We start from the raw sequence: 21100 nt of genomic DNA on the forward strand, positions 1-21100 counted from the left end.
GCACGGTCACTCCCCGCAACAATGACGAGGCGCAGAGGTGTGTGTTCGTGGAGCAATGGACCAGGCGCGAGGACAGACGGCTGCTGACCGGCCAAGGCCGCTATGTGGCCGATATCGCGGTGCCGGATTGTCTGGACGCGGTCTTCGTCAGAAGCGGGGTGGGCCACGGCACGTTACGTGCGGTGGACTGCACCGCCGCCCGTGCGGTGCCCGGTGTGGTGGGGGCCTGGTCTGCCGCAGACCTGTCGGAGTTGCCCGCGGTGCCGTACACGTTGCTGGCCAGGCTGTCCAACGAGGAGTCGGTGGCCGGTCGGGAGTGGCCGGCACTGGTGAAGGACCGGGTGCGGTACGCGGGCGAGGCGGTGGCGGTGGTCCTGGGGGAGGACCGCTACCGGGCCGAGGACGGGGCGGCCGAGGTCTTCTGCCACGTCGATCCGCTGCCCGCGATGGTGACGCCGTCCGCTGCGGCGGACGACTCGGTGCGGCTGTTCGACGGGCTGAGCAACATCGCGTTCCGAGGCGAGGCCGGGAAGCCGGTCGAGGAGTCGGTGTGGCGGGAGGCGGCAGCCGTGGTGGAGGGCCGGTACCGCCAGCAACTGCTCATGCCCACGCCGATGGAGTGCCGCACGATCCTCGCCGTGCCCGAGGGGGACCGGCTGACGGTGTGGTCGGGGCACCAGATGCCGCATCGGCTGCGTCGTGAACTGGCGGCGTTGCTGGGGTGGTCGGTGGACCGGGTGCGGGTGGTGGTGCCGGACACCGGCGGGGCGTTCGGGTCGAAGAGCGCGACGTTCCCGGAGTTCGTCGTGGTCGCCTTCCTGGCGGTGAAGCTGGGCCGGCCCGTGCGGTGGATCGAGGACCGGTTGGAGTCCATGCTGGTCGCGACCCGGGGTCGGGGGCAGGACCAGCGGGTGCGGCTCGCCGCTGACGCCGATGGGCGGTTGCTCGGCTACGAGTTGACGATCGAGGCCGACGTGGGCGCCTATCCGCACCTCGGGGTGGGGCTGCCGATGCAGACCGCCTGGCTGGCGACGGGCCCGTACACCACTCCCCAGGCGTATGCGACCGTCCGCTCGGTACTGACCAACACGATGCTGACGTATCCCTATCGCGGTGCCGGCCGGCCGGAGGCGACGATCGCGCTGGAGCGGGCGATGGATGTGATGGCACGTCGGCTGGGCCTGGATCCGGCGGAGCTGCGGCGGCGCAACTTCATCCCGCCCGAGAGCTTCCCGTACCGGACGCCCACCGGACGGTGCTACGACAGCGGGAACTACGCCGCCGCGCTGGACCTGGCGCTGGAGACCCTGGAGTACGACGGCTGGCGGGCTGAGCAGGCCCGCCGTCGCACGGATCCGGGCGCCCTGCCGTTGGGCATCGGCCTGTCCTGCTACGTGGAACGCTCCGGGGGTGAGGCGGGCGGGCTGCACGAGTTCGGCAGCGTCGAGGTCGGCGAGGACGGCACGGTCACCGCTCGGTGCGGGGCGGCGCCCAGCGGTCAGGGACACGAGACGGTCTTCGCCGCGCTGGTCGCCGGGACGCTGGGGGTGGCCGAGGAGCGGGTCCGGCTGGTCGAGGGGGACACCGACGAGCAGCCCGAGGGCCTCGGCTCGTTCGCCAGCCGTTCCGCGCAGGTGGTGGGCGCGCTGCTTCAGCATGTCTCACGGCGCCTGATCGACGAGGCCAGGGAGCGGGCAGCGCGACTGTGGGAGCTGCCGGTTGACGAAGTTCAGTGGTCCGGCGGCATCGTGCATGCCGCCGAGGATGGCTCGGCGGCCATCGGCGTGGCGGACCTGGTGAAGGTCACCGGGCCGTTGCGGGTGGAGGACCGGTTCGAGTCGGGGATGGCCTTTCCGTTCGGCTCCCACGCGGTGGTGGCCGAGGTCGATCCGGAGCTGGGCACCGTCCGGCTGCTGCGGGTGGTGACCGTGGACGACTGCGGAGTGGTGCTCAATCCCACGATCGTGCGCGGGCAGGCCTTCGGTTCGGCTGTGCAGGGCATCGGCCAGGCGCTGTACGAGGGAATGACCTACGACGACCAGGGCGTGCCGGTGCTGGCCTCGGGTCTGCTGGACTATCTGCTGCCGACGTTCACCGAGGTCCCGCCCATCGAGGTCAAGGACACCTGCACCCCGAGCCCGGCGACGCCGCTGGGCGCGAAGGGCGCGGGCGAGTCGGGGTGCATCGGCACCCCGGCCGCCATCGTCAACGCGGTGGCCGACGCGCTGCGGATCGCCGACCCCGACCTGTTGCAGATGCCGCTCACCCCGGATGTGGTCTGGCGAGCGGCCCGCGCTCCGAAACATGAGGAGGAGGTCCGGTGAAGCCCGCCGCTTTCGACTATGTCGTGCCGCGCACGGTACCCGAAGCCGTTGCGGCACTCGGCGACGCCGGGCGCAAGGCCCAGGTGCTCGCCGGCGGGCAGAGCCTGATTCTCGAAATGCACCTGCAGCGCATCCGCCCCGAGCTGGTGGTCGACATCAACCGCATCGCCGGGCTCGACCGGCTGAGCGTGGAAGGCGACACACTGCGGGTGGGCGCCCTGGTCCGGCACAGCGTCTTCGAGTCGGCGCAGTCCGCGCCGGGCCCGCTGGGCGCGCTGTTCGCGCGTGCCGTGGTCAACATCGCGCATCCGCCGATCCGCTCCCGCGGCACGATGGTGGGCAGCTTCGCCTGGGCGCACCCCGCCTCGGAGTGGTGCGCCATCGGCACCGCCCTGGACGCCGACATCGAGGTGCACGGCCTGGAGGGCAAGCGGGTGGTCGCGGCCCGCGACTACTTCCACGGTCCGTACCGGACCGCGCGCCGACCGCAGGAACTCATCACCGCCGTGCGGTTCCCGCTGCTCGGCGACGACACCGGGGTCGGCTTCATCGAGCATCGCCGCACGCACTTCTGCTTCGCCCAGGTGGCCGTCGCCGCGGCGTTGACCGTCCGGGACGGTGTGATCGGCGAGGCGCGGATCGGCCTGGTCAACTGCGCCGACCGGCCGCTGCGGGCCGGTGCCGCCGAGCGGGCGCTGATCGGCGTCGAGGTCGGCCCGCCCGTGGACGGCCACCGGCTGCCCGACGGCCATCCGTTCGCCCACGCGGGCCGGATCGCCGCGACGCAGGACGCCGCACCCCTGGCCGAGCCGTTCGCCGATGTCGAGTACAAGCGGCACGCCATCGCGGTCCTGGTCGGCAGGACACTGTGCCAGGCGGCGAACGACCAGCGGTCGCGCCTCGCCCAGCCCAAGGGAGACCACAAGTGAAGATCACTCTCACGGTGAACGGCGAGGCGTATCCGCTCGACGTGGAGCCGCGCCGCATCCTCGCCGACGTGCTGCGGGAGGACTGCCGGCTCACCGGCACTCACCTGGGCTGCGAGCACGGCATCTGCGGGGCGTGCACGGTGCTGGTGGACGGCGAAGCCGTCCGGTCGTGCCTGATGTTCGCGGTGCAGTGCGACGGCAGTTCGGTGCGCACCGTGGAAGGGCTCGCCGGGCCCGACGGTGAGCCCCACCCGCTCCAGCGGGCGTTCTCCGCCGAGCACGCCCTGCAGTGCGGCTTCTGCACGCCGGGATTCCTGATGGTGGCCGCCGGGGCGCTGGAGGCCGATCCCGCCATCGGCGACTCCCCGGAGCGCGTCGACGGCCTGGTCGGCTCCAACATCTGCCGGTGCACCGGCTACGAACCCATCCGCCGCGCGATCCTGCGGGCCGCGCGCGAGCAGACCGAAGGAGAGCGAGATGGCGGTAACCGGTGACATCCGCGCGGGGATCATCGATGTCCACGCGCACTGGCTGCCACGCGACCTGCTCGCCCTGCCGCCCGGCTCTCCGCTGGGAGGGCTGAACGACCGCGACGGTGACCTGTTTCTCGGCGATCTTCCGTTGTCGTTTCCGACGGCGTCGATGACCGACATCGAGACCATCGTCGCCGACACCGTGAAGGCCGGCCTCGGCGCCCGCGTCATCTCGGCGCCGCCGTTCGCCTTCCCCGTGCACGTGCCGGAGCAGGCGGACGACTACATCACCGCCTACAACGAACAGCTCGCACAAGCGGTGTCGAGCGCCGACGGAACGCTCGTCGGACTGGGGTTGGTGCGGCTCGACGACGTGGCTGCCGCCCGGCGGCAGCTGACCCGGCTGGCGGCGCTGGACGGTGTCGCCGGCGTCGCCGTCCCGCCGCTCGCGCACGGCCATTCCTACGGCGCCGGTGTCATGCGCGAAGTGCTCGGTGTCGCAGCCGGGTTGGATCTCGCCGTGCTGGTCCACCCGATGCAGCTGCCGCGACCCGAGTGGGCGGACCACTACCTGGTCAATCTGATCGGCAACCCGGTGGAGAGCACGACCGCCGTCGCGTCGGTGCTGCTGGACGGCGTCATGGAGGAACTGCCCGATCTGCGGATCTGTTTCGTCCACGGCGGCGGCTGCGCACCGTCCCTGATCGGCCGTTGGGAACACGGCTGGCGAGCACGGGCGGACGTCCGCCGGGGGAGCAGCCGCCCACCGGCCGAGTCGTTCACGCGGCTCTACTTCGACACGATCACCCATGACCCCGAGGTGCTGCGGCTGCTGCGCGCCCACGCCGCGCCGGATCGAATCCTGTGCGGAAGCGACTACCCCTTCGACATGGCGCAGCCGGACCCCGTCGGCTTCGCGCTGGCGGGCGGCATCGATGCCGCCACGCTCGAAGCCAACGGCCGCGCGTTCTTGGGGATCGGGTCCTGATGCGACAACTGGCGCCACAACTCCTGGAATGGCAGAAATCCGGAGCCCGCTACGCCGTCGCGAGCATCGTGGCGGTGCGGGGCAGCGCGCCCATGCCGCTGGGGTCGGCCCTGTGCGTGCACCCGGACGGCACCGCGCTGGGCAGTGTCTCGGGCGGCTGCGTCGAGGGGGCGGTGTACGAGTTGGCGCGTGAGGCGCTCTCCTCGGGCGAACCACAGCTCGCCGGCTTCGGGCCCGACGAGGACGACGTGTTCGCCGCCGGACTGACCTGCGGAGGCACGCTCGATGTCTTCGTGCAGCCGGTGCAGGGCGACACCGCTCGTGTCCTGGCGGCAGCGCACCGGGCGGTGGTGGCACGGCGGCCGGTTGTCCTGGCGCGGGTGCTGGACAGCCCGGACGGTCGGGCGGGAGGCACGATCGCGCTGCTGGAGGACCGGCACATCGGCAGCACCGGGCGGCGGGACCTGGACCGGGCGGTCCTGGCCGACGCGCACAGATTGCTGGGAGTGGACGTCACCACCGTGAGCGTCTACGACACGGGCGGTGCGACCCGGGTGTTCCTGGAGTCCTGGGCCCCCAGCCCTCGGCTGCTGGTGTTCGGTGCCAACGACCATGCCGCTGCGGTGGCCGAGATCGGGGCCTTTCTCGGCTTCCACGTCACGGTCTGCGACGCACGCCCCACCTTCACCACGCGCGAGCGATTCCCGGCCGCCCATGATGTGGTGGTCGACTGGCCGCACCGCTACCTGGCGGCTGCCGAGACCGACTGCCGCACGGCGGTGTGCGTGATGACGCACGATCCGAAGTTCGACGTGCCCTTGCTCGTCGAGGCACTGCGCAGACCGCTGGCGTACGTCGGAGCGCTCGGTTCGCGGCGGGTGCGGGCGGCTCGGGCGCGAGAGCTGATCGAGTCCGGCGTCTCACCCGACGCCCTGACCGGGTTGCGCTCGCCGGTAGGGCTCGACCTGGGCGCCGTCACACCACGGGAGACCGCGGTGTCGATCGCGGCGGAACTCATCGCCGTACGCAACGGCCGCAGTGGACAGGCCCTGTCGGCGATCGATGATCCGATCCATCCCAGGCGAGAGCCGTGCGCTGTCGGATAGCTCCTGGTGCGCGTCGAGACCAGGGCACGGGCCGAGTCGAACTACCTTGGGTGCTTTGAGTTGCCATCCGGAGGGAGCGTGACGTGGCCAAGCAGACCGCGGCCGAGCAGTACGTCGACCTGATTGCCCGCGCCGGCGTGAGGCGGCTGTACGGCGTGGTGGGTGACAGCCTCAATCCGGTCGTGGACGCGGTGCGCAGGCACGACGGGGTGGAGTGGATCCAGGTCCGGCACGAGGAGGTCGCCGCCTTCGCGGCAGGCGCCGAGGCCCAGTTGACGGGCCGTTTGGCCGCATGCGCGGGCTCCTGCGGCCCCGGTAACCTGCACCTGATCAACGGCCTGTACGACGCGCACCGTTCGATGGCGCCGGTCCTCGCCCTGGCGGCGCAGATCCCCAGCAGCGAGATCGGCACCGGCTACTTCCAGGAGACCCACCCGGACCGGCTCTTCGGGGAGTGCAGCCACTACTCGGAGCTGATCGCCAACCCCGCGCAGATGCCGCGCGTGGTGCAGACGGCGATCCAGCACGCCGTCGGCCGGCGCGGCGTGTCGGTGGTGGCCCTGCCCGGGGACATCGCGGGCAAGCACGCGCCCGAGGGATCGGCTCAGTTGGCCGTTCCGCTGGACCGCCCGGCCGTGCGTCCCGGGGACGCGGAGCTGGCGCGGCTGGTCGAACTCGTCGACGCCGCGGAGCGCGTGACCCTGTTCTGCGGTCGCGGCGTCGCGGGCGCGCATGCCGACGTGATGGCCTTCGCGGAGCGGGTCAAGGCGCCGGTGGGCCATGCCCTGCGCGGCAAGGAGCACATCCAGTACGACAATCCCTACGACGTGGGGATGTCCGGGCTGCTCGGCTACGGCGCCGCCTACGAGGCGATGCACGAGTGCGACCTGCTGATCCTGCTCGGCACCGACTTCCCCTACACCGACTTCCTGCCCCGGAACGTGCGGACCGTGCAGGTGGACAACCAGCCCGAGCGGCTTGGCCGGCGCACCCGGCTGGACCTGGCGGTGTGGGGTGATGTGCGGGAGACCCTGGCCTGCCTGACGCCCCGGGTCCAGGAGAAGGCCTCCCGCCGCTTCCTGGAGTCCATGCTGCAGCGCCATGCCCGGGCCCTCGACGGGGCGGTCAGTGCCTACACCCGCAACGTCGACACGCACATGCCCGTCCACCCCGAGTACGTGGCCTCGGTGCTGGACGAGGAGGCGGCCGACGACGCGGTGTTCACCGTCGACACCGGCATGTGCTGCGTCTGGGCGGCCCGCTATCTGACGCCCAACGGACGGCGCCGGATGCTCGGCTCCTTCGTCCACGGCTCGATGGCCAACGCGCTGCCGCAGGCGATCGGTGCGCAGTTCCTGGACCGTGGCCGCCAGGTGGTCTCCATGTCCGGTGACGGCGGCTTCTCGATGCTGATGGGTGACTTCCTGACCCTGGTGCAGTACGACCTGCCGGTCAAGGTCGTGGTGTTCAACAACTCCGCGCTCGGCATGGTCGACCTGGAGATGATGGTCGACGGCCTGCCGTCGTACGGGACTTCCTACCCGCACACCGACTACGCGGCGATCGCCAGGGCCGCGGGTGCGCGGGGCATCCGGGTGGAGCAGCCGGCGGAGGTGCGCGAGGCGCTGCGCGAGGCCCTCCGGCACCCGGGCCCGGCCCTGGTCGACGTCGTCACCGACCCCAACGCGCTCTCCATCCCGCCCAGGATCACCTCCGAGCAGCTCACCGGGTTCGCCCTGTCCGCCGGCCGCACCGTCCTGAACGGCGGCGTCGGACGCATGGTGCAGCTGGCCCGCGCCAACCTGCGCAACATTCCCGGAATCTGATGCAGCGTCATGCACGGGCGGCGGGCGGCGGATGAGGTCCGCCGCCCGCCGCCGTACCTGTGCGCTGTCTTGGCGGGTCAGTTGGCGATGGTGGTGTGCATCTCCCAGACCAGGATCTCCGCCGGCTCGACCGCGGTGACCTTCTGCCCGCCGATCGCGGTGAAGCGCACGGCGTCGCCGGCGGCCAGTGGGCCGATGCCTTCTAGGGTGACGTTGCCGCGCGGGACGAAGAGGTGCACGAAGGGGGCGTCGGGCAGTTCGACGCTCTGGCCGGGTTGCAGCCGGGCCACGTGCAGCGCCGCGTAGCGGTTCCTGATGCGGATGGCGGCGGCGCCGTCGTGCTTGTCCATCCCGGAGGCGACCGGGATCAGGCCGCCGGACAGCAGCGCGTCGTCGATTTCGAGCTGCTCGTAGCCGGGTGTGATGCCGCGCTCGTCGGGGACGACCCACATCTGCACGAAGTGGACGGGATCGGTGTGGGCGTCGGCTCCGCTGAGGCGCCAGGAGTCGTTCTTCTCCGAGTGCAGGATGCCGGAGCCGGCGCTCATGCGCTGGGCGAGTCCGGGGTAGATCACGCCGGAGTGGCCGGTGGAGTCCTGGTGGACCAGCGAGCCCTGTAGGACCCAGGTGACGATCTCCATGTCGCGGTGCGGGTGGGTCTCGAAGCCGCTTCCCGGGCGGACGGTGTCGTCGTTGTTGACGAGCAGCAGCCCGTGGTGGGTGTTGGCGGCGTCGTAGTGTCCGCCGAAGGAGAAGGAGTGCTTGGAGTCCAGCCAGTCGATCTTCGTGGCGAGGCGCTCGCCGGCGCGGCGGACGTCGACCCGTGGGTGGTTCGCGGTGGTGTTCACCTTGTTCTCCTTTCGGGCGGTCCGGGAGCTCTCGCGAGGCCCCGGCGGCGCCTTTGCGGCACCCTGCACAACAGAACATAGTTCATCGTTCAACTATTCCGTCCGGGGGCGCCTCGCGGGGCGGTGTCAGAGCCCGTACTGCTCCAGTAGGCGCAGCCAGATCTCACTCATGGCGGGGAACGCCGGGACGGCGTGCCACAGGCGCTCCAGGGGAACCTCGCCGACGATGGCGACGGTCGCCGCGTGGATCAGTTCGCCGACACCGGGGCCGACCAGGGTGCAGCCGACCACGACGGATCGCTGCTCGTCCACGACCAGCTTGGCGTGCCCGCGGTAGCCGTCGACGAGTAGCGAGGCTCCGGCGACGTCGCCGATCGGGTACTCCACCGCCCGGACCGGGAGCCCGGCCCGGCGGGCCTGCTCCTCGGTCAGGCCGACGACGGCGGCCTCCGGCCTGGTGAAGACCACCTGCGGTACGGCGTGGTGGTCGGCGGTGGCCGCCCAGGCGGCCCAGGGGGTGGGGTTCGCGCGGCGTCCGGCGGCGCGTGCCGCGATCGCCGCCGCGCAGGCCCGTGCCTGGTACTTGCCCATGTGGGTGAGCGGCGAGCGCTGGTTGATGTCGCCGGCCGCGTAGAGCCAGCCGGCGGCCACCTCCGTGACCCGGCAGCTGTCGTCCACGGGCAGTCGGCCGCCGGGCGCCAGTCCGACCGTCTCCAGGCCGAGCCCCGCGGTGCGCGGACTGCGGCCGGTGGCCACGAGGAACTCCTCGGACTCCAACGTCGACCCGTCGGTCAGGTGCGCCGTGACCATGCCGGTCGAGTTCTCCCGGGCCACTCGCTCGACCTCGACCCCGGTGCGTATCTCGATGCCCTCGCCGCGCAGCCCGTCGGCGACCCGTGCCGCGGCGAACGGCTCCCAGGAGGGCAGGAGCCCCTTGCCGCGCACCAGCATGGTCACCTGGGAGCCCAATGCGCTCCAGGCGGCGGCCATCTCGCACCCCACCACGCCGCCGCCGAGGACCACGAGCCTGCTCGGAGCAGCGCCGGCCGTGGTCGCCTCCCTGCTGGTCCACGCCCCGATACCGGCCAAGCCCGGCACCGACGGCAGCACGGCGCTCGATCCGGTGCACAGCACCACGGCATGACGGGCCGTCAGCACAGTCGTTCCGCTGTCGGCGCGTACCTCGACGCGTCGTTCTCCGACCAGTCGGCCCCAGCCGCGTACCAGGTCGATGCCGGCCGACTTCAACCATTTCGCCTGGCCGTCATCCCGCAGGTCGGAGACGAACGCGTCCCGCCGGGCCAGGACGGCCGGGACGTCCAGCGAACCGGTCGCCGCTTCGCGTGCGCCGGCGACCGCGCGAGCCTCCGCCAGCGCCGCGGCCGGGCGCAGCAGGGCCTTGCTGGGAATACAGGCGAAGTACGAGCACTCGCCGCCCACCCGTTCACCCTCGACGACGACTGCGCTCAAACCTGCCTTGACCACGCGGTCGGCGACGTTCTCACCGGTGGGGCCAGCACCGATCACCACCACGTCGTACTCGGCCGTTGTCGGCAGGTGCGGCTCGCGGGCCGTGCTCATCGGATTGCGCATCTTTCCTCGATTCGGTGTCGGCGGATGACTTCCGCGATGTCAGCAGGGCGCGGCTGCGGCCGTGGTGGCTGCGGCGCCGACGGCCGGACGACCCAGGCGCAGCGTGGCTTCCACCGGGAAGGGCAGCAGGTCGTGGTGCTGGTCCGGCAGGGCGATGACTAGGGCGCAGCGGGGCAGCGCCGCCCGGATTCCGCTCAGCAGCCGTACGGCCGTGGGCTGGTCGAGCCCGGCGGTGGGTTCGTCGAGCAGGAGCACGGCGGGGTCGCGCAGAACGGCGCGGGCGATGGAGAGCCGGCGCCGCTGTCCTTGCGAGAGTGTGCTGCCCATGGGTCCGGTGGGTGCGTCGAGGTCGAGGTCCGCCAGTGCCGCGGCGGCGAGGGCGGCGTGCAGCGCCGCGTCGTCGGCGTCGGGGGCCGCCTGGCGCAGGTTGTCGGCGATGGTGCTGTCCGCCAGCCAGTCGTCGGCCTCGACGAGGGTGAGCGTGGTGGCCACCGAGGCCGCCGAGAGTGTGTGCAGCGGAGAGCCGCCGAGCAGGACGACGCCGGGGGAGGGGCAGTCGATCCGGCCCGCCAGGGTGTTGAGCAGGGTGCTCTTGCCGCTTCCGTTCGGCCCGGTGACCAGGGTGGCGCTGCCCGGGTCGAGGACGGTCGACCAGCGGCTTCGGGCCGCTCCGAGGCCCACCGGGAGATCGCGCACGACCAGCGGCGCGCCGGGGCGGGGAAGGGCGGCCGGCCCGGAAGGCTGCGGGCGGGCTCGCCCGAGCAGGTCGGTCAGCCGCAGCGCGGAGTGCGTGGCCGAGCCGCGGTCGCGCAGGATCTGCGGCAGCGTCTCGATCAGTTCGTAGCCAGCGGCGACCAGCAGCGTCTCACCGATGGCGTCGGCGGCGGGCTGGATCGCCGAGCGGCCGGAGAGGGCGAGCAGCAGGACCGCGAGTTGTCCGAGTGCGGCGAGCAGGCGCAGCAGCAACCGGCCGTTGCGCAGGGCCGCGAGTGATGCGACGTCAGCTTGCCGCGCGCGCTCGATCCGCCGGGCGACCTGGTCGCGAGCCGGGTCGACGGCGCCGAGGCAGCGCAGCTCGGCGAGCGCGGCGCGTGCGCTGAGCAGTGCGGATCGGGCGGTGGCCCGCTCAAAGGTGGCCTCGGCACGGTGGGCGGCAGCCCGGCGCTTCGTCCGCAGGGCGACGGCGAGTGCCAGCGCGAGCAGCAGCGCCTCGACGGCCCCGGCCGTTGGATTCGCCACACAGATCAGCGCCACCACGACCACCGCGGTCACCCCGACGCCGGTCAGCGGGGCGACGGTCTGGGCCGGCGCCGCGCCCACGGCCGCCACGTCGTCGGTGAGCCGGGCGAGCAGAGCGCCGTCGCGCCGCTCCCGCAACTGGCGTGGCGGGAGCGCGCCGGCGGTCCGCACCATCCGGGCCCTGAGCGCGATGGTCGCGCCGAACAGGGCGCGGTGGCTGGTGAGCCGTTCGGTGTAGCGCAGGCCCGTCCGGCCCAGGGCCAACGCCCGTACGGTTCCCGAGGGATACATCCAGGACCAGGTGGTGTTCGCGTGGAGCGTGACCAGAGCACAGGAGGTGAGGAACCAGCCGGACACGCCGAGCAGCGCGGCGGCGGCCACCTCGGCGCCGGCGGCCAGCAGCGCGCCGAGCAGCAGGTCGCGGCGGCCGCGGCGGTCGGCCGAGGTCCACAGCAGGGTGAGGGGCTTCAAGGTGTCGCTCCGCGGATACGGCCCCGGTCGATGGCGACGACGGCGTCGGCGATCTTGAGGAGTTCGGGGCTGTGGGTGGCGAGCAGGACGGTTCTGTCCCGTGCCAGAGTGCGCATGGCGGCTATGACGCGTTCCTCCGCGTCGGGGTCCAGATGGGCGGTCGGTTCGTCCAGACAGAGCACCGGCGCGTCCCGCAGCAGGGCGCGGACGAAGACCAGTTGCTGGATCTGACCCGAGGAGAGCCCGCTGCCGCGTTCACCGACGACGGTGTCCAGGCCGTGCGGCAGTGCCGCGCGAAGGTCGGCGAAGCCGAGCGTGGCGAAGGCCGCGTCGAGCGCCGCGTCCTGCGCGTCCGGGCGGGCCAGCAGCAGGTTCTCCCGCACCGTGCCCGGGAGGAGGTGGCAGGGCTGGCCGATCCAGGAGACGGCACGGGGGTCGGCGGGCTGCCGCGCATCGCCGACCTCATGGGCACTTGACCCGGACGCAGGGGCGAGCAGCCCGGCGGCGACCGCCAGCAGCGTGGACTTCCCCGCCCCGCTGGCGCCGGTGAGGGCCAGTACCTGACCCGGGTGCGCGGTCAGGGTGACGTCGTCAAGGGCGGGCCGGTCGCGATGGGGGAAGGTGACGCCGACTCCGCGCAGGTGCACGCTGCGGGGAGTGTCGCAGGGCCTTGGCGTCGTCTGCCCTGGTGCGGCCACGTCCAGCAGGCCGTTGACGAGCTCGGCGGCGGCGGACGCTTCGGCGCGGGCGTGGTAGCCGCGCGCCAGTTCCCGCACCGGCGCGAAGTAGGCGGGGGTGAGGACGAGGACGAAGAGCGCCGTGCCCAGGCCCATGGTCGAGGGGATTCCGGGCAGGTGCAGGTAGTCGAGCAGCACCAGGCCGCAGTACGTGGCGACCACGGCGAGGGTTCCGGTGATCAGCAGTTCCACCCAGGCGGTGGACAGGAACGCCACGCGCAGCACCGCCTGGGTGCGGTGGGCCAGTTCCCGGTCGTCCTGTTCCACGGCGAGGGCGGCGCGCTCGTCCGCGCCCAGGCCGACCAGCGTCGGCAGCCCGCGTAGCTGGTCCAGCAGCCGGGCGCCGAGGGTCCGGGCGGCGGCCAGCTGGGCGTGGACGGCGGTGCGGGTGCCCATGCCGATGACCTTGAGGTTGGCCGGCAGCAGCGGGGTCGCCAGCACCAGCAGCAGGGCGACCACCCGGCTTCCCGACGCGATCGCCGCCAGCACGATGCCGCCGGCGATCAGCATGGTCCGGCGCGCCGGGACGTAGCCGGTCAGCCAGTCGGTGAGGCGGTCCATCTCCTCGTCGAGGGCCTGGACGAAGGCGGCGTCGCCACCCTGGGATTGCGCTGCGGTGGTCGGCCCCCGCCAGGCGGGCAGGGCGGTGTCCAGCAGTCGGCCACGCAGCGCGTGCCGGACGGCGGCGGCCGCCTCGTCCGCGGCCCGGTCGCCGGCCGCGAGCAGCCAGGCCCGCAGCGCGAGCCCGGCCGCGATCAGGCAGGCCGCCGGCAGCACCGAGACCGGGGTGACCGCCGCCCGCTGGCCGTGCAGGGCCAGCTGGGCGGCCCAGCCGAGCCCGGCCGCCCACCCGACGGTGCCGAGGGCGCCGAGCCCGCGCAGGGTGCCGGCGCGCCGGAACGCGGGTGCCTGCACCTGCGCCCACTCGCGCAACCGTTGCAGCGCCCGCTGCTGGTCCTGCTGTGCGTCGTCCGCGGCCAGGCGCGCCAGCAGGGCGGCGGTGTCGCTCACCGCCGGGCCGCCTGGTCGAGGTCGAACTCGCCTGCGGCAGCGGCCCGTCGGTCGCCGACCAGCCAGGCGGTCAGTGAGACGGAGCTGAACAGGATGAGCGAGACGGGGGCGATCCATTCGCCCTGACCGCCGAACACGTCCTGCGCGACGGCGACCACCCCGAGGCCGAGCACGGTGAAACCGACCCGCCGGGCCAGGGTCCCCACGCCTGATTCCGCCGCGGATGCCTGACTGTCAGTCAGATCCGCACGGGTGGCAACGGGCTCGGCGGGTACGGCGAGCGCGGCCGGGGCCGGCGGCCGGTACTTCCCGCGGAACACCCACCAGGCGTAGATGTTGTAGGCGAGCACGACGGGCATGCAGCAGCCGACACCGATCAGCAGGAACACCTGCGAGCCGGTGGGGCTGGCGGCGGCGTGCACGCTCAGGTCGGGTGGCACGACGACCGGGGCGGTCGCGGTCACCAGTGCCAGCAGTCCGGCCACCTGGGCGCAGAGCACGGCGACGAACGGCCGGGCGTCGGGCTCTTTGCCGAAGCCGTACCAGGCGAGGGCACCGCAGACGGCGGCGGCCGCCACCAGGAGGCCGAACAGGACGGCGCGCAGCGACTGGTCGAAGCGGAAGTACTGCGGGTCGGCCACCTCCAGGCCGAAGCCCAGCACCAGGCAGGCCGCGACCGTCAGCGCGAGCAGCGGGCGCCCGAGCCGCGCGGCCCGACGGCGGGCGCTGCCCTGCGTCTTGGCCTGCAGCCAGGCGGCGCCGGCCAGTAGGTAGAGCGCGGTCACACCGAGTGCGCACAGCACGCTGTAGGGAGTGAGCCAGCGCAGTGCGCCGCCTTCGAAGACACCCCCGTGCTGCGGCAGGCCGCTGAGCACGGTGCCGACCACCAGTCCCTGGCAGAGGGTCACCACCAGCGAGGAGATGCCGAACAGGCGCCCCCAGCCCCGTCGGTAGTCCGCTGCGGAGCTCTGCATCTCCAGCCCCAGGCCGCGCAGCACGAAGGCCAGCAGCATCACGACCAGCGGGAGGTAGACCCCGGGGAGCACGGTTGCGTAGACACCGGGCAGCGCTGCCCACAGGATGACTGCGGCGAGGATGATCCAGCTCTCGTTGGCGTCCCAGGCCGTCGCGACCAGCTCGGTGTACTCCTTGCGCCGCTCGTCGCTGCGGTCGAAGAGGCCGAGGATCCCGATCCCGAGGTCGTAGCCGTCCAGTGCGACGTACGCGCCGAGCGCGAAGAGGACCAGCGCGTAGGAAGCGTACTCAGCCATGGACGGCCTCCGGCAGGACGGGACGGTCGGCGGACGGCGAGTCGACGGCTTCCGGCCCCGCCCTGACGGTTCGGACGATGTAGCGGATCCAGACCGCGACCAGCACGGCGTAGACCGTGACGAAGCCGGCCAGGCTCAGCGCCGCCTCGGCCGTGGACAGGTGCGAGACGGCGTCCGAGGTGCGGATCTGGCCGTAGACCACCCAGGGCTGGCGTCCGGTCTCCGCGGTGATCCAGCCCCCGGAGATCGCGACCAGGCCGGCGGGTGTCATCCACACCATCAGCCGGTGGAAGCGCCGGGCGGTGAACAGCCGCCCGCGCAGGCGCAGCACCAGTCCGGCGAAGGCCATCGCGAACATCGTGAGCGCGGTGAAGTACATCGCGCGGAAGCCGTAGAAGGCGCTCCACATGTTCGGGCGCTGGTCCGGCGGGGTCTGCAGCAGGCCGGGCACGTGGGCCTGGCCGGTCAGGTCCTTGCCGATCACCGCGCCCAGGTGCGGGATCCCGATGCGCAGGTCGTCCTTGCCCCGCCCGGGGTTGGGGACGACGACCAGGTTGTAGCCGTTGTTGTCGGTCTTCCAGTTGCCCTCGAAGGCCTCCAGCTTGGCGGGCTGGTGCTGCCCCATGAACACCGCGGTCTCGTCGCCCGCGTACAGCTGGACGGGCATCAGGACGGCCAGCACCCCGAGCGTGAGGGAGAGCGTGCGGCGGGCGAAGGCGAGCGAGCGCTGCCTGACCAGGTACCAGGCGGCGATGCCGCCGACGAACCAGGCGGCGCTGATCAGCACCGCGAGCAGCATGTGCGGGAAGCGGTAGGAGAAGGCCGGGTTGAGCAGCACCTGCCACCAGTCGCGGGCCTGGAACTGGCCCGCGACCTCGGTGTAGCCGGCCGGATCCTGCATCCAGCTGTTGGCGGAGAGGATCCAGGTGGTGGACAGCAGGGTGCCGAAGGCGACCATCCACGAGGCGAAGGCCATGGTGCGCGGGCGCACCCGCCCCTCGCCGTAGAGCATGATGCCGATGAAGCCGGCCTCCAGGAAGAAGGCGGTGATCACCTCCATCCCGATGGTGACACCGAGGATGGGGCCGACCGCATGCGCGTAGCTGCCCCAGTTCAGGCCGAACTCGAAGGTCATCACCGTTCCGGCGACCACGCCGAGACCGAACCCCACCGCGAAGATCTTCCGCCAGAAGCGGAACATCTGCAGGTAGAGCGGATTGCGGGTGCGCAGGTAGGCCGTGTAGACGACCGCGAGCAGGATCGACAGTCCGACGGTCAGGGCGGGAAAGGTCATGTGGAAGATGGCGGTGATGGCGAACTGCCAGCGGGACAGTTCCACCGTCGCGGACGACGCCATGGCGACTCCTGTCAGCGCTGTGCGGCGGGGTGCGGGTGGAGCCGGCAGGTCACAGCCGCACCAGCGGGGTGTCCACCAGGTGCTCGGCCAGGAACCACACCTGCGCCTCGCCGGTCCGGACGACCTGGGAGACCAGCAGGTCGTTCGTCCCGTCGTCGCCGAGCGCCGCCACCCGGCCGGCGGCCTCGCGGGCGTCGACGAGGATCGCCTCGTGCGCCGACAGGAGCCGCGACAGCATGGCCGGCACCTCCTCGACGCCGTCCGGCGGACGCGGGATCGAGGTGATCTCCGCGACGTGCCGCGGGTCGCCGACCGCGACCCCGCCAAGGGACTGGACCCGCTCGGCGAGCACGTCCACCAGCGCCAGTTGCTCGTCCGCGTGCTTGTCCAGCAGCAGGTGCAACTGGTAGAAGGTCGCCCCCCGCATCAACCAGTGGTGCTTCTTGTAGAGCGTGTAGAGGATCCGGGTGTCCGCGAGTACCCGGTTGAGCCGTTGGCAGGCGTACAGGCGCGCATCATGGGAGAGGCCGAGCGGAACCTGGTTGACGGTACCGAACTCCTGGATCTCCTTGCCCTTCTGATGCAGCAGCGGCTGGCTGCTGCCGCTGATGTCGGGGTGGTCGGAACTGCTCATGGGAACTCCCTCGGCCTTCGCGGTCCGGTGACTCGGTTGCGGTCCAGTGACTCGGTCAAGCTACGGGCGTGCGAAGTACGGGTTTGTTCCGAAGCGCACTGATCATTGCCCCTCCGCGCCCGGCCTGGGCGCACACCGTCACCGAGCCGGGCTGAGCGGATGATCGGCGCCCCCTGCCCGGGCGCGCCATTCGCGGGGCGTGACGCCGTAGGCGGCGCGGAAGACGCGGCTGAAGTGGGTCGGGCTGACGAATCCCCAGCGCCGGGCCACGGATGACACGGTCGGAGCAGCGAAGGCGCGCCGGGACAGGTCGTGCGCGCACATCTCCAGCCGGCGGCGCTGGATCCAGTGGGCCATCGTGGTCTCCTCGCCCTGGAAGAGCTTGTGGAGGTATCGGACCGAGACGTGGTGTGCGGTGGCGATCCGCTCGGGCGAGAGCGACGGGTCGCCGAGATGGCACATCGCGTAGTCCTTGATCCGCGCGAGCATGGCCGGCGCCGTCTCCGGTGCCGTCGGGTCCAGAGTGCCGCTGCGCTCCTGGATGAGCAGGGCGAGCAGATCGACGGCGGTGTCGGCGAGCCGGCTCCCCGTGCAGGGGTCGAGCTTCGCCGCTCCGGAGGCCAGCGTCCGCAGGTACGTGGTGACCAGCTCGACGCATCCGGACGTGGACTCGAACGGCGAGGCGGTGGCCGCTCTGAGCTCTTGGTCCCGCACGTGCAGAACGTGCCGCGGCAGCCGGAACGCGGTGAACCCGAAGGCGGTCGGGAACTCCTTGGTGAACGGGCGACTGGAGTCGCAGAGCGCCAACTCGCCCGGGCCACAGATGATCTCCCGACCATCCTGGGAGATCCTCGCGTGGCCCTGGTGTTGCATCGTGAGCGCGACCCAGCCCTCGCCGCCGGCCTCGATCGTTCGGCGGCTGCGGGTGACCACCTGCGGTCCGGCTGCCACGCCGGAGATCTGCACGACTCCCAGTTGGTCACTGCTGAGGATTCCGGAGGAGGGCTCCCGTTCGAGGAGCCTGACCTCAAGCGGGATGAACGCCTGTGAGACGGCCTCGTGCCAGAACTCGGCACGCTCCCCAGGGGACAGCGATTCGGTGGATACGGTGGTTGACACAGGGGCTCCCCTCGTCGTCAGCGCTCGAACGCCTCGCGCTGCCCCTGGAGAAGGACCTCCGGAGCGGGAACGGCGTACGACTGGTGGGTGTCGGGCATGGAGTCACCACCGCTGACCTGGCACTATCTTGCAGGCGGTCCGTATGGCGGCGCTTCTGTCAGATGACCGGTCTCGGCGGCGGAACACATCGAGCAGCAGCGAACAAGGACCAACAGCAGGGGTGGGCATGGAGAACGTCCGTGAGTCGGGGCCGGTCCCGGAGATCGTCGGCAGGGAGCGTGAACTGGCGCGGATCGCGGGGGTGCTCGACGCGGTGGACAGCCGTGGTGGTGTCGGCGCCCAGGTGCTCGCGCTGACCGCCGAACCGGGCGCGGGCAAGAGCACGCTGGTCGACTGGGCCGCTGCCCGGGCGGCGAGCCGGGGCTTCCAGGTGCTGCGGGCTCGCGCCGGCGAGGGTGAGGAAGGGTTCGGATTCGCCGGGTTGCACCAGTTGCTGCGGCCGCTGCTGGGGGAGGCCGGTCGGCTGCCCGCCCCGCAGCGGGAAGCGCTGCTGGCCGCCTTCGGCCAGCAGGCGGCGGCCGGCGACCGGCAGCCCGACCCGCTGCTGATCCGCTATGCCGCCCTGAGTCTGCTGTCCGACGCAGCCACCGACCGGCGGCTACTCCTGCTCGTCGACGACGTCCAGTGGCTGGACCAGGGCAGCGTGGACGTACTCGCCTTCGTCGCCCGCCGGCTGGACGGTGAGGCGATAGCCGTCCTGCTGGCCGCGCGCGAGGAGGGCCTTCCCGGGCCCTTCGAGCGGGAGTTCGCCGTCCTGGCCGTCACACCGCTGGACCGCGCGGACGCGGGCCTGCTGCTCGACCGCCAACCGCAGCCGCCGCGCGGGCGGGCCCGGCTGCGGATCTTCGAGCAGGCGGGCGGCAATCCACTGGCGCTGATCGAGCTGGCCCGAGCGGTCGCCCGGGAGCCCGGGGGAGCGCAGGGCGCGGACGCCGCCGAATCGCTTCCGCTCACCGGCCGTCTGGAACGCATCTTCGCGGCAGATCTCGTCGGTCTTCCGCAGCGGACCCGGCAGGTGCTGCTGGTGGCGGCCGCGGCCGGCACCGCGCAGTTCTCCGAGGTGCTGCGGGCCACGCCTGACGCGGGGGACCCGCAGGTGTGGCTGCCCGCCGAACAGGTGGGCCTGGTGCGGCTGGCGGCCGGTCAGGTCCGGCTGCGCCATCCACTGGTGCGCTCCGCCGTCTACCAGGCTGCCTCCTTCGACGAGCGGCGAGCTGCCCATCAGGCGCTCGCCGCCGCCCTGGTGGACCACCCGGACCGCCGCGCCTGGCACCTCGCCGCCGCCACGCTCGGACCGGACGAGGAGGTGGCCCGGACACTGGCCGAGAGTGCGGACCGGGCACGCGGCCGGGGCGGCTACGCGGCTGCGGCGGCCACCCTCGAACGCGCGGCCGCACTGACCCCCGACCGGGACCAGCGGGCGAGGCGGCTGCTCGAAGCCGCCACCATGGCGATGTACGGCGGCTGCCCCCAGTGGGTGGGCGAGCTGGCCGTCAAGGTCTGCGCCATCGCGGACGACCCGGAACTGCTCGCCCAAGCGTCCATGCGGGCCGGCTGGTCCCTGGCCGTGACCACCCGACACGAGGAGGCGCTGGGATTCCTGGTGCCCGTCGCGCAGTCCATGGCCGGGAAGGCGCCAGGACTCGCCATGGACGCCCTGGGCACGGCAGCCACTCCGGCGTACAACTCCGGGTCTCCCTTCTACCGCGCGGAGCTGCGCCGGCTCGCGGACCTGGTGCCGGAACAGCCCGACGAAGTGGACCGGGTCTGGCTGCGGGCCGGCACCGAGCCGTTCGCGGACCGTGCGTGGGCGCTGCGGGCCCTGCCCCGGTCACTGGCCGAGGCGCCCGAGGACTCGCTTCCCCACCTGGCCCAACTCGGCGCCGCCGCCTGGGTCCTCGACGAGACCGAGCTGGCTGTGCGGCTCCTCGGCCAGGCGATGGACCACCTGCGCCGCACGCCCACGGCCGGTGGCAACCCCGTCGTCGGGCAGGCGCTCGCGCTGGCGCTCTTCGAGAGCGGCGCGTGGTCCGTGGCCCGGTCCACCGCGCAGGAGGCGTACCGGATGGCCGTCGAGGTCGGCGCGGACAACTCCGCGGTGGGATCGCCGATCCTGCAGGGCACGCTGCTGGCGCTGCACGGCGACGCGGCCGGGGCGCGCGGGCTCATCGACACGGCCGTCGCCGGGGTGGACGACCTGTCCTGCTCCCCCAGCCTGTTCGTGCGGTCCTGCCACGCGCTCGGCCTGGCGGCATTCGTCGAGGGCGACCACCTGGCGGCGTACCGGCAGCTGCGAGCCGTCTTCTCGCGCGACTTCCAGGCCGCCCCGGTGCACTACCACGCGTCGTACTACTACCTCGGCGACCTCGCCGCCGCAGCTGTCCGCACCGGTTACGAGGACGACGCGCGGGCCGTGCTGCGGGTCGCCGTGCGCTCGCTCGGCGAGCTGCGCTCCGCGCGTCTGGACGTGGTGGTGAACCGGGCCTGCGCGCTGCTGAGCGGGCCGGACGAGGCGGAGCAGCACTTCCGGGCGGCCCTCGCCGACCCGGCCGGTGACCTGTGGCCCTTCGAACGGGCACTGGTGCGGCTGGAGTTCGGGGAGTGGCTGCGCCGCCATCGCCGGGTCACCGAGGCACGCGCCGAGCTGAGCGCCGCCCTCGGCGTCTTCGAGCGGCTCGACGCCCGTCCCTGGACCGAGCGGGCCGCCTCGGAGCTGCGGGCCGCCGGTGTGCCGACCGCCCGTACGGAATCCGCCAGCCGTACGTCCGACCTGACTCCGCAGCAGCTGGAGATCGCGCGCGCGGCCGCCTCCGGTCTGACCAACCGGGAGATCGGCGCCAAGCTGCTGCTCTCGCCGCGCACCGTCGGCTTCCACCTGCACAAGATATTTCCCAAGCTCGGCATCACCACCCGGACCCAGCTGCGCGACGCGCTGGGTGACGCGCAGCCGGCGGACTGACTGCCGGACCCGCGTGGCGGCCCAGCGCGCCGACTGGTCTGCCTGCCCGCCTGCCGGGCACCCTGGTACATGCGCGGACAGAGCAGAGCCGAGGCGCCGTCGGACAACGCGGCCCGGTCGAGCGGTTCTAGGTTGGCGATCGCGCCTCGGGACTC

General features: G+C 72.4%; 15 protein-coding genes. 7 read left to right on the forward strand and 8 right to left on the reverse strand.

What is annotated here, in order from left to right:
• The first annotated feature begins 47 nt into the window (after positions 1 to 47).
• From P3T27_RS25435 to P3T27_RS25460, 6 genes are all read left to right on the forward strand, one after another.
• Positions 48 to 2324, forward strand: a complete 2277-nt coding sequence (locus P3T27_RS25435; RefSeq protein ID WP_280682361.1) for a xanthine dehydrogenase family protein molybdopterin-binding subunit — start codon at positions 48 to 50, stop codon at positions 2322 to 2324.
• Positions 2321 to 3253, forward strand: coding sequence for an FAD binding domain-containing protein (locus P3T27_RS25440; RefSeq protein WP_280682362.1), 933 nt, complete (start codon positions 2321 to 2323; stop codon positions 3251 to 3253). Before P3T27_RS25435 ends, P3T27_RS25440 begins: the two co-directional genes overlap by 4 nt.
• Positions 3250 to 3747 carry a 2Fe-2S iron-sulfur cluster-binding protein gene (locus P3T27_RS25445; RefSeq protein WP_280682364.1) on the forward strand — a complete coding sequence of 166 codons (498 nt, stop codon included), beginning with the start codon at positions 3250 to 3252 and terminating at the stop codon, positions 3745 to 3747. The genes P3T27_RS25440 and P3T27_RS25445 overlap by 4 nt, the downstream gene beginning before the upstream one ends.
• On the forward strand, positions 3731 to 4714 hold the full coding sequence (locus P3T27_RS25450; protein ID WP_280682366.1) for an amidohydrolase family protein: 984 nt from the start codon (positions 3731 to 3733) through the stop codon (positions 4712 to 4714). Before P3T27_RS25445 ends, P3T27_RS25450 begins: the two co-directional genes overlap by 17 nt.
• Positions 4714 to 5820, forward strand: coding sequence for an XdhC family protein (locus P3T27_RS25455; protein ID WP_280682368.1), 1107 nt, complete (start codon positions 4714 to 4716; stop codon positions 5818 to 5820). Before P3T27_RS25450 ends, P3T27_RS25455 begins: the two co-directional genes overlap by 1 nt.
• A gap of 83 nt (positions 5821 to 5903) precedes the next feature.
• Complete coding sequence (locus P3T27_RS25460) at positions 5904 to 7646, forward strand: pyruvate dehydrogenase (RefSeq protein ID WP_280682370.1); 1743 nt, start codon at positions 5904 to 5906, stop codon at positions 7644 to 7646.
• Between the two features lie 77 nt (positions 7647 to 7723).
• On the opposite strand, the gene P3T27_RS25465 is transcribed toward P3T27_RS25460, so the two are convergent.
• From P3T27_RS25465 to P3T27_RS25500, 8 genes are all read right to left on the reverse strand, one after another.
• Positions 7724 to 8494, reverse strand: coding sequence for a pirin-like bicupin family protein (locus P3T27_RS25465; RefSeq protein ID WP_280682371.1), 771 nt, complete (start codon positions 8492 to 8494; stop codon positions 7724 to 7726).
• Positions 8495 to 8620: 126 nt separating this feature from the next.
• Positions 8621 to 10075 (reverse strand): NAD(P)/FAD-dependent oxidoreductase, encoded by a 1455-nt coding sequence (locus P3T27_RS25470; protein WP_280682373.1) that lies wholly within the window; start codon positions 10073 to 10075, stop codon positions 8621 to 8623.
• A 51-nt stretch (positions 10076 to 10126) separates the two neighbouring features.
• The gene (locus P3T27_RS25475) at positions 10127 to 11797 is read right to left on the reverse strand and encodes an ATP-binding cassette domain-containing protein (protein ID WP_280682375.1); all 1671 of its coding nucleotides are present in this window, start codon (positions 11795 to 11797) and stop codon (positions 10127 to 10129) included.
• Positions 11794 to 13545 (reverse strand): ATP-binding cassette domain-containing protein, encoded by a 1752-nt coding sequence (locus tag P3T27_RS25480; RefSeq protein WP_280682377.1) that lies wholly within the window; start codon positions 13543 to 13545, stop codon positions 11794 to 11796. The genes P3T27_RS25475 and P3T27_RS25480 overlap by 4 nt, the downstream gene beginning before the upstream one ends.
• Complete coding sequence (locus P3T27_RS25485) at positions 13542 to 14816, reverse strand: cytochrome d ubiquinol oxidase subunit II (RefSeq protein WP_280682379.1); 1275 nt, start codon at positions 14814 to 14816, stop codon at positions 13542 to 13544. The genes P3T27_RS25480 and P3T27_RS25485 overlap by 4 nt, the downstream gene beginning before the upstream one ends.
• The gene (locus P3T27_RS25490; RefSeq protein WP_280682381.1) at positions 14809 to 16173 is read right to left on the reverse strand and encodes a cytochrome ubiquinol oxidase subunit I; all 1365 of its coding nucleotides are present in this window, start codon (positions 16171 to 16173) and stop codon (positions 14809 to 14811) included. Before P3T27_RS25490 ends, P3T27_RS25485 begins: the two co-directional genes overlap by 8 nt.
• Before the next feature lie 49 nt (positions 16174 to 16222).
• Positions 16223 to 16807 carry a DNA starvation/stationary phase protection protein gene (locus tag P3T27_RS25495; protein ID WP_280682383.1) on the reverse strand — a complete coding sequence of 195 codons (585 nt, stop codon included), beginning with the start codon at positions 16805 to 16807 and terminating at the stop codon, positions 16223 to 16225.
• A gap of 138 nt (positions 16808 to 16945) precedes the next feature.
• The gene (locus tag P3T27_RS25500; RefSeq protein ID WP_280682386.1) at positions 16946 to 17926 is read right to left on the reverse strand and encodes a helix-turn-helix domain-containing protein; all 981 of its coding nucleotides are present in this window, start codon (positions 17924 to 17926) and stop codon (positions 16946 to 16948) included.
• Positions 17927 to 18152: 226 nt separating this feature from the next.
• Between P3T27_RS25500 and P3T27_RS25505 the strand changes: the two genes are divergently transcribed.
• Complete coding sequence (locus P3T27_RS25505) at positions 18153 to 20945, forward strand: LuxR family transcriptional regulator (RefSeq protein WP_280682388.1); 2793 nt, start codon at positions 18153 to 18155, stop codon at positions 20943 to 20945.
• Positions 20946 to 21100: the final 155 nt, after the last annotated feature.

The sequence above is a fragment of the Kitasatospora sp. MAA19 genome (genome assembly GCF_029894125.1).
GTDB lineage: Bacteria > Actinomycetota > Actinomycetes > Streptomycetales > Streptomycetaceae > Kitasatospora.

What these genes read in the sequence shown, in the direction of transcription:
- P3T27_RS25490 (WP_280682381.1), bottom strand. Translation starts at nt 16,173, where the DNA reads ATGGCGTCGTCCGCGACGGTGGAACTGTCCCGCTGGCAGTTCGCCATC.
- P3T27_RS25505 (WP_280682388.1), top strand. Translation starts at nt 18,153, where the DNA reads ATGGAGAACGTCCGTGAGTCGGGGCCGGTCCCGGAGATCGTCGGCAGG.
- P3T27_RS25455 (WP_280682368.1), top strand. Translation starts at nt 4,714, where the DNA reads ATGCGACAACTGGCGCCACAACTCCTGGAATGGCAGAAATCCGGAGCC.
- P3T27_RS25470 (WP_280682373.1), bottom strand. Translation starts at nt 10,075, where the DNA reads ATGAGCACGGCCCGCGAGCCGCACCTGCCGACAACGGCCGAGTACGAC.
- P3T27_RS25495 (WP_280682383.1), bottom strand. Translation starts at nt 16,807, where the DNA reads ATGAGCAGTTCCGACCACCCCGACATCAGCGGCAGCAGCCAGCCGCTG.
- P3T27_RS25485 (WP_280682379.1), bottom strand. Translation starts at nt 14,816, where the DNA reads ATGGCTGAGTACGCTTCCTACGCGCTGGTCCTCTTCGCGCTCGGCGCG.
- P3T27_RS25450 (WP_280682366.1), top strand. Translation starts at nt 3,731, where the DNA reads ATGGCGGTAACCGGTGACATCCGCGCGGGGATCATCGATGTCCACGCG.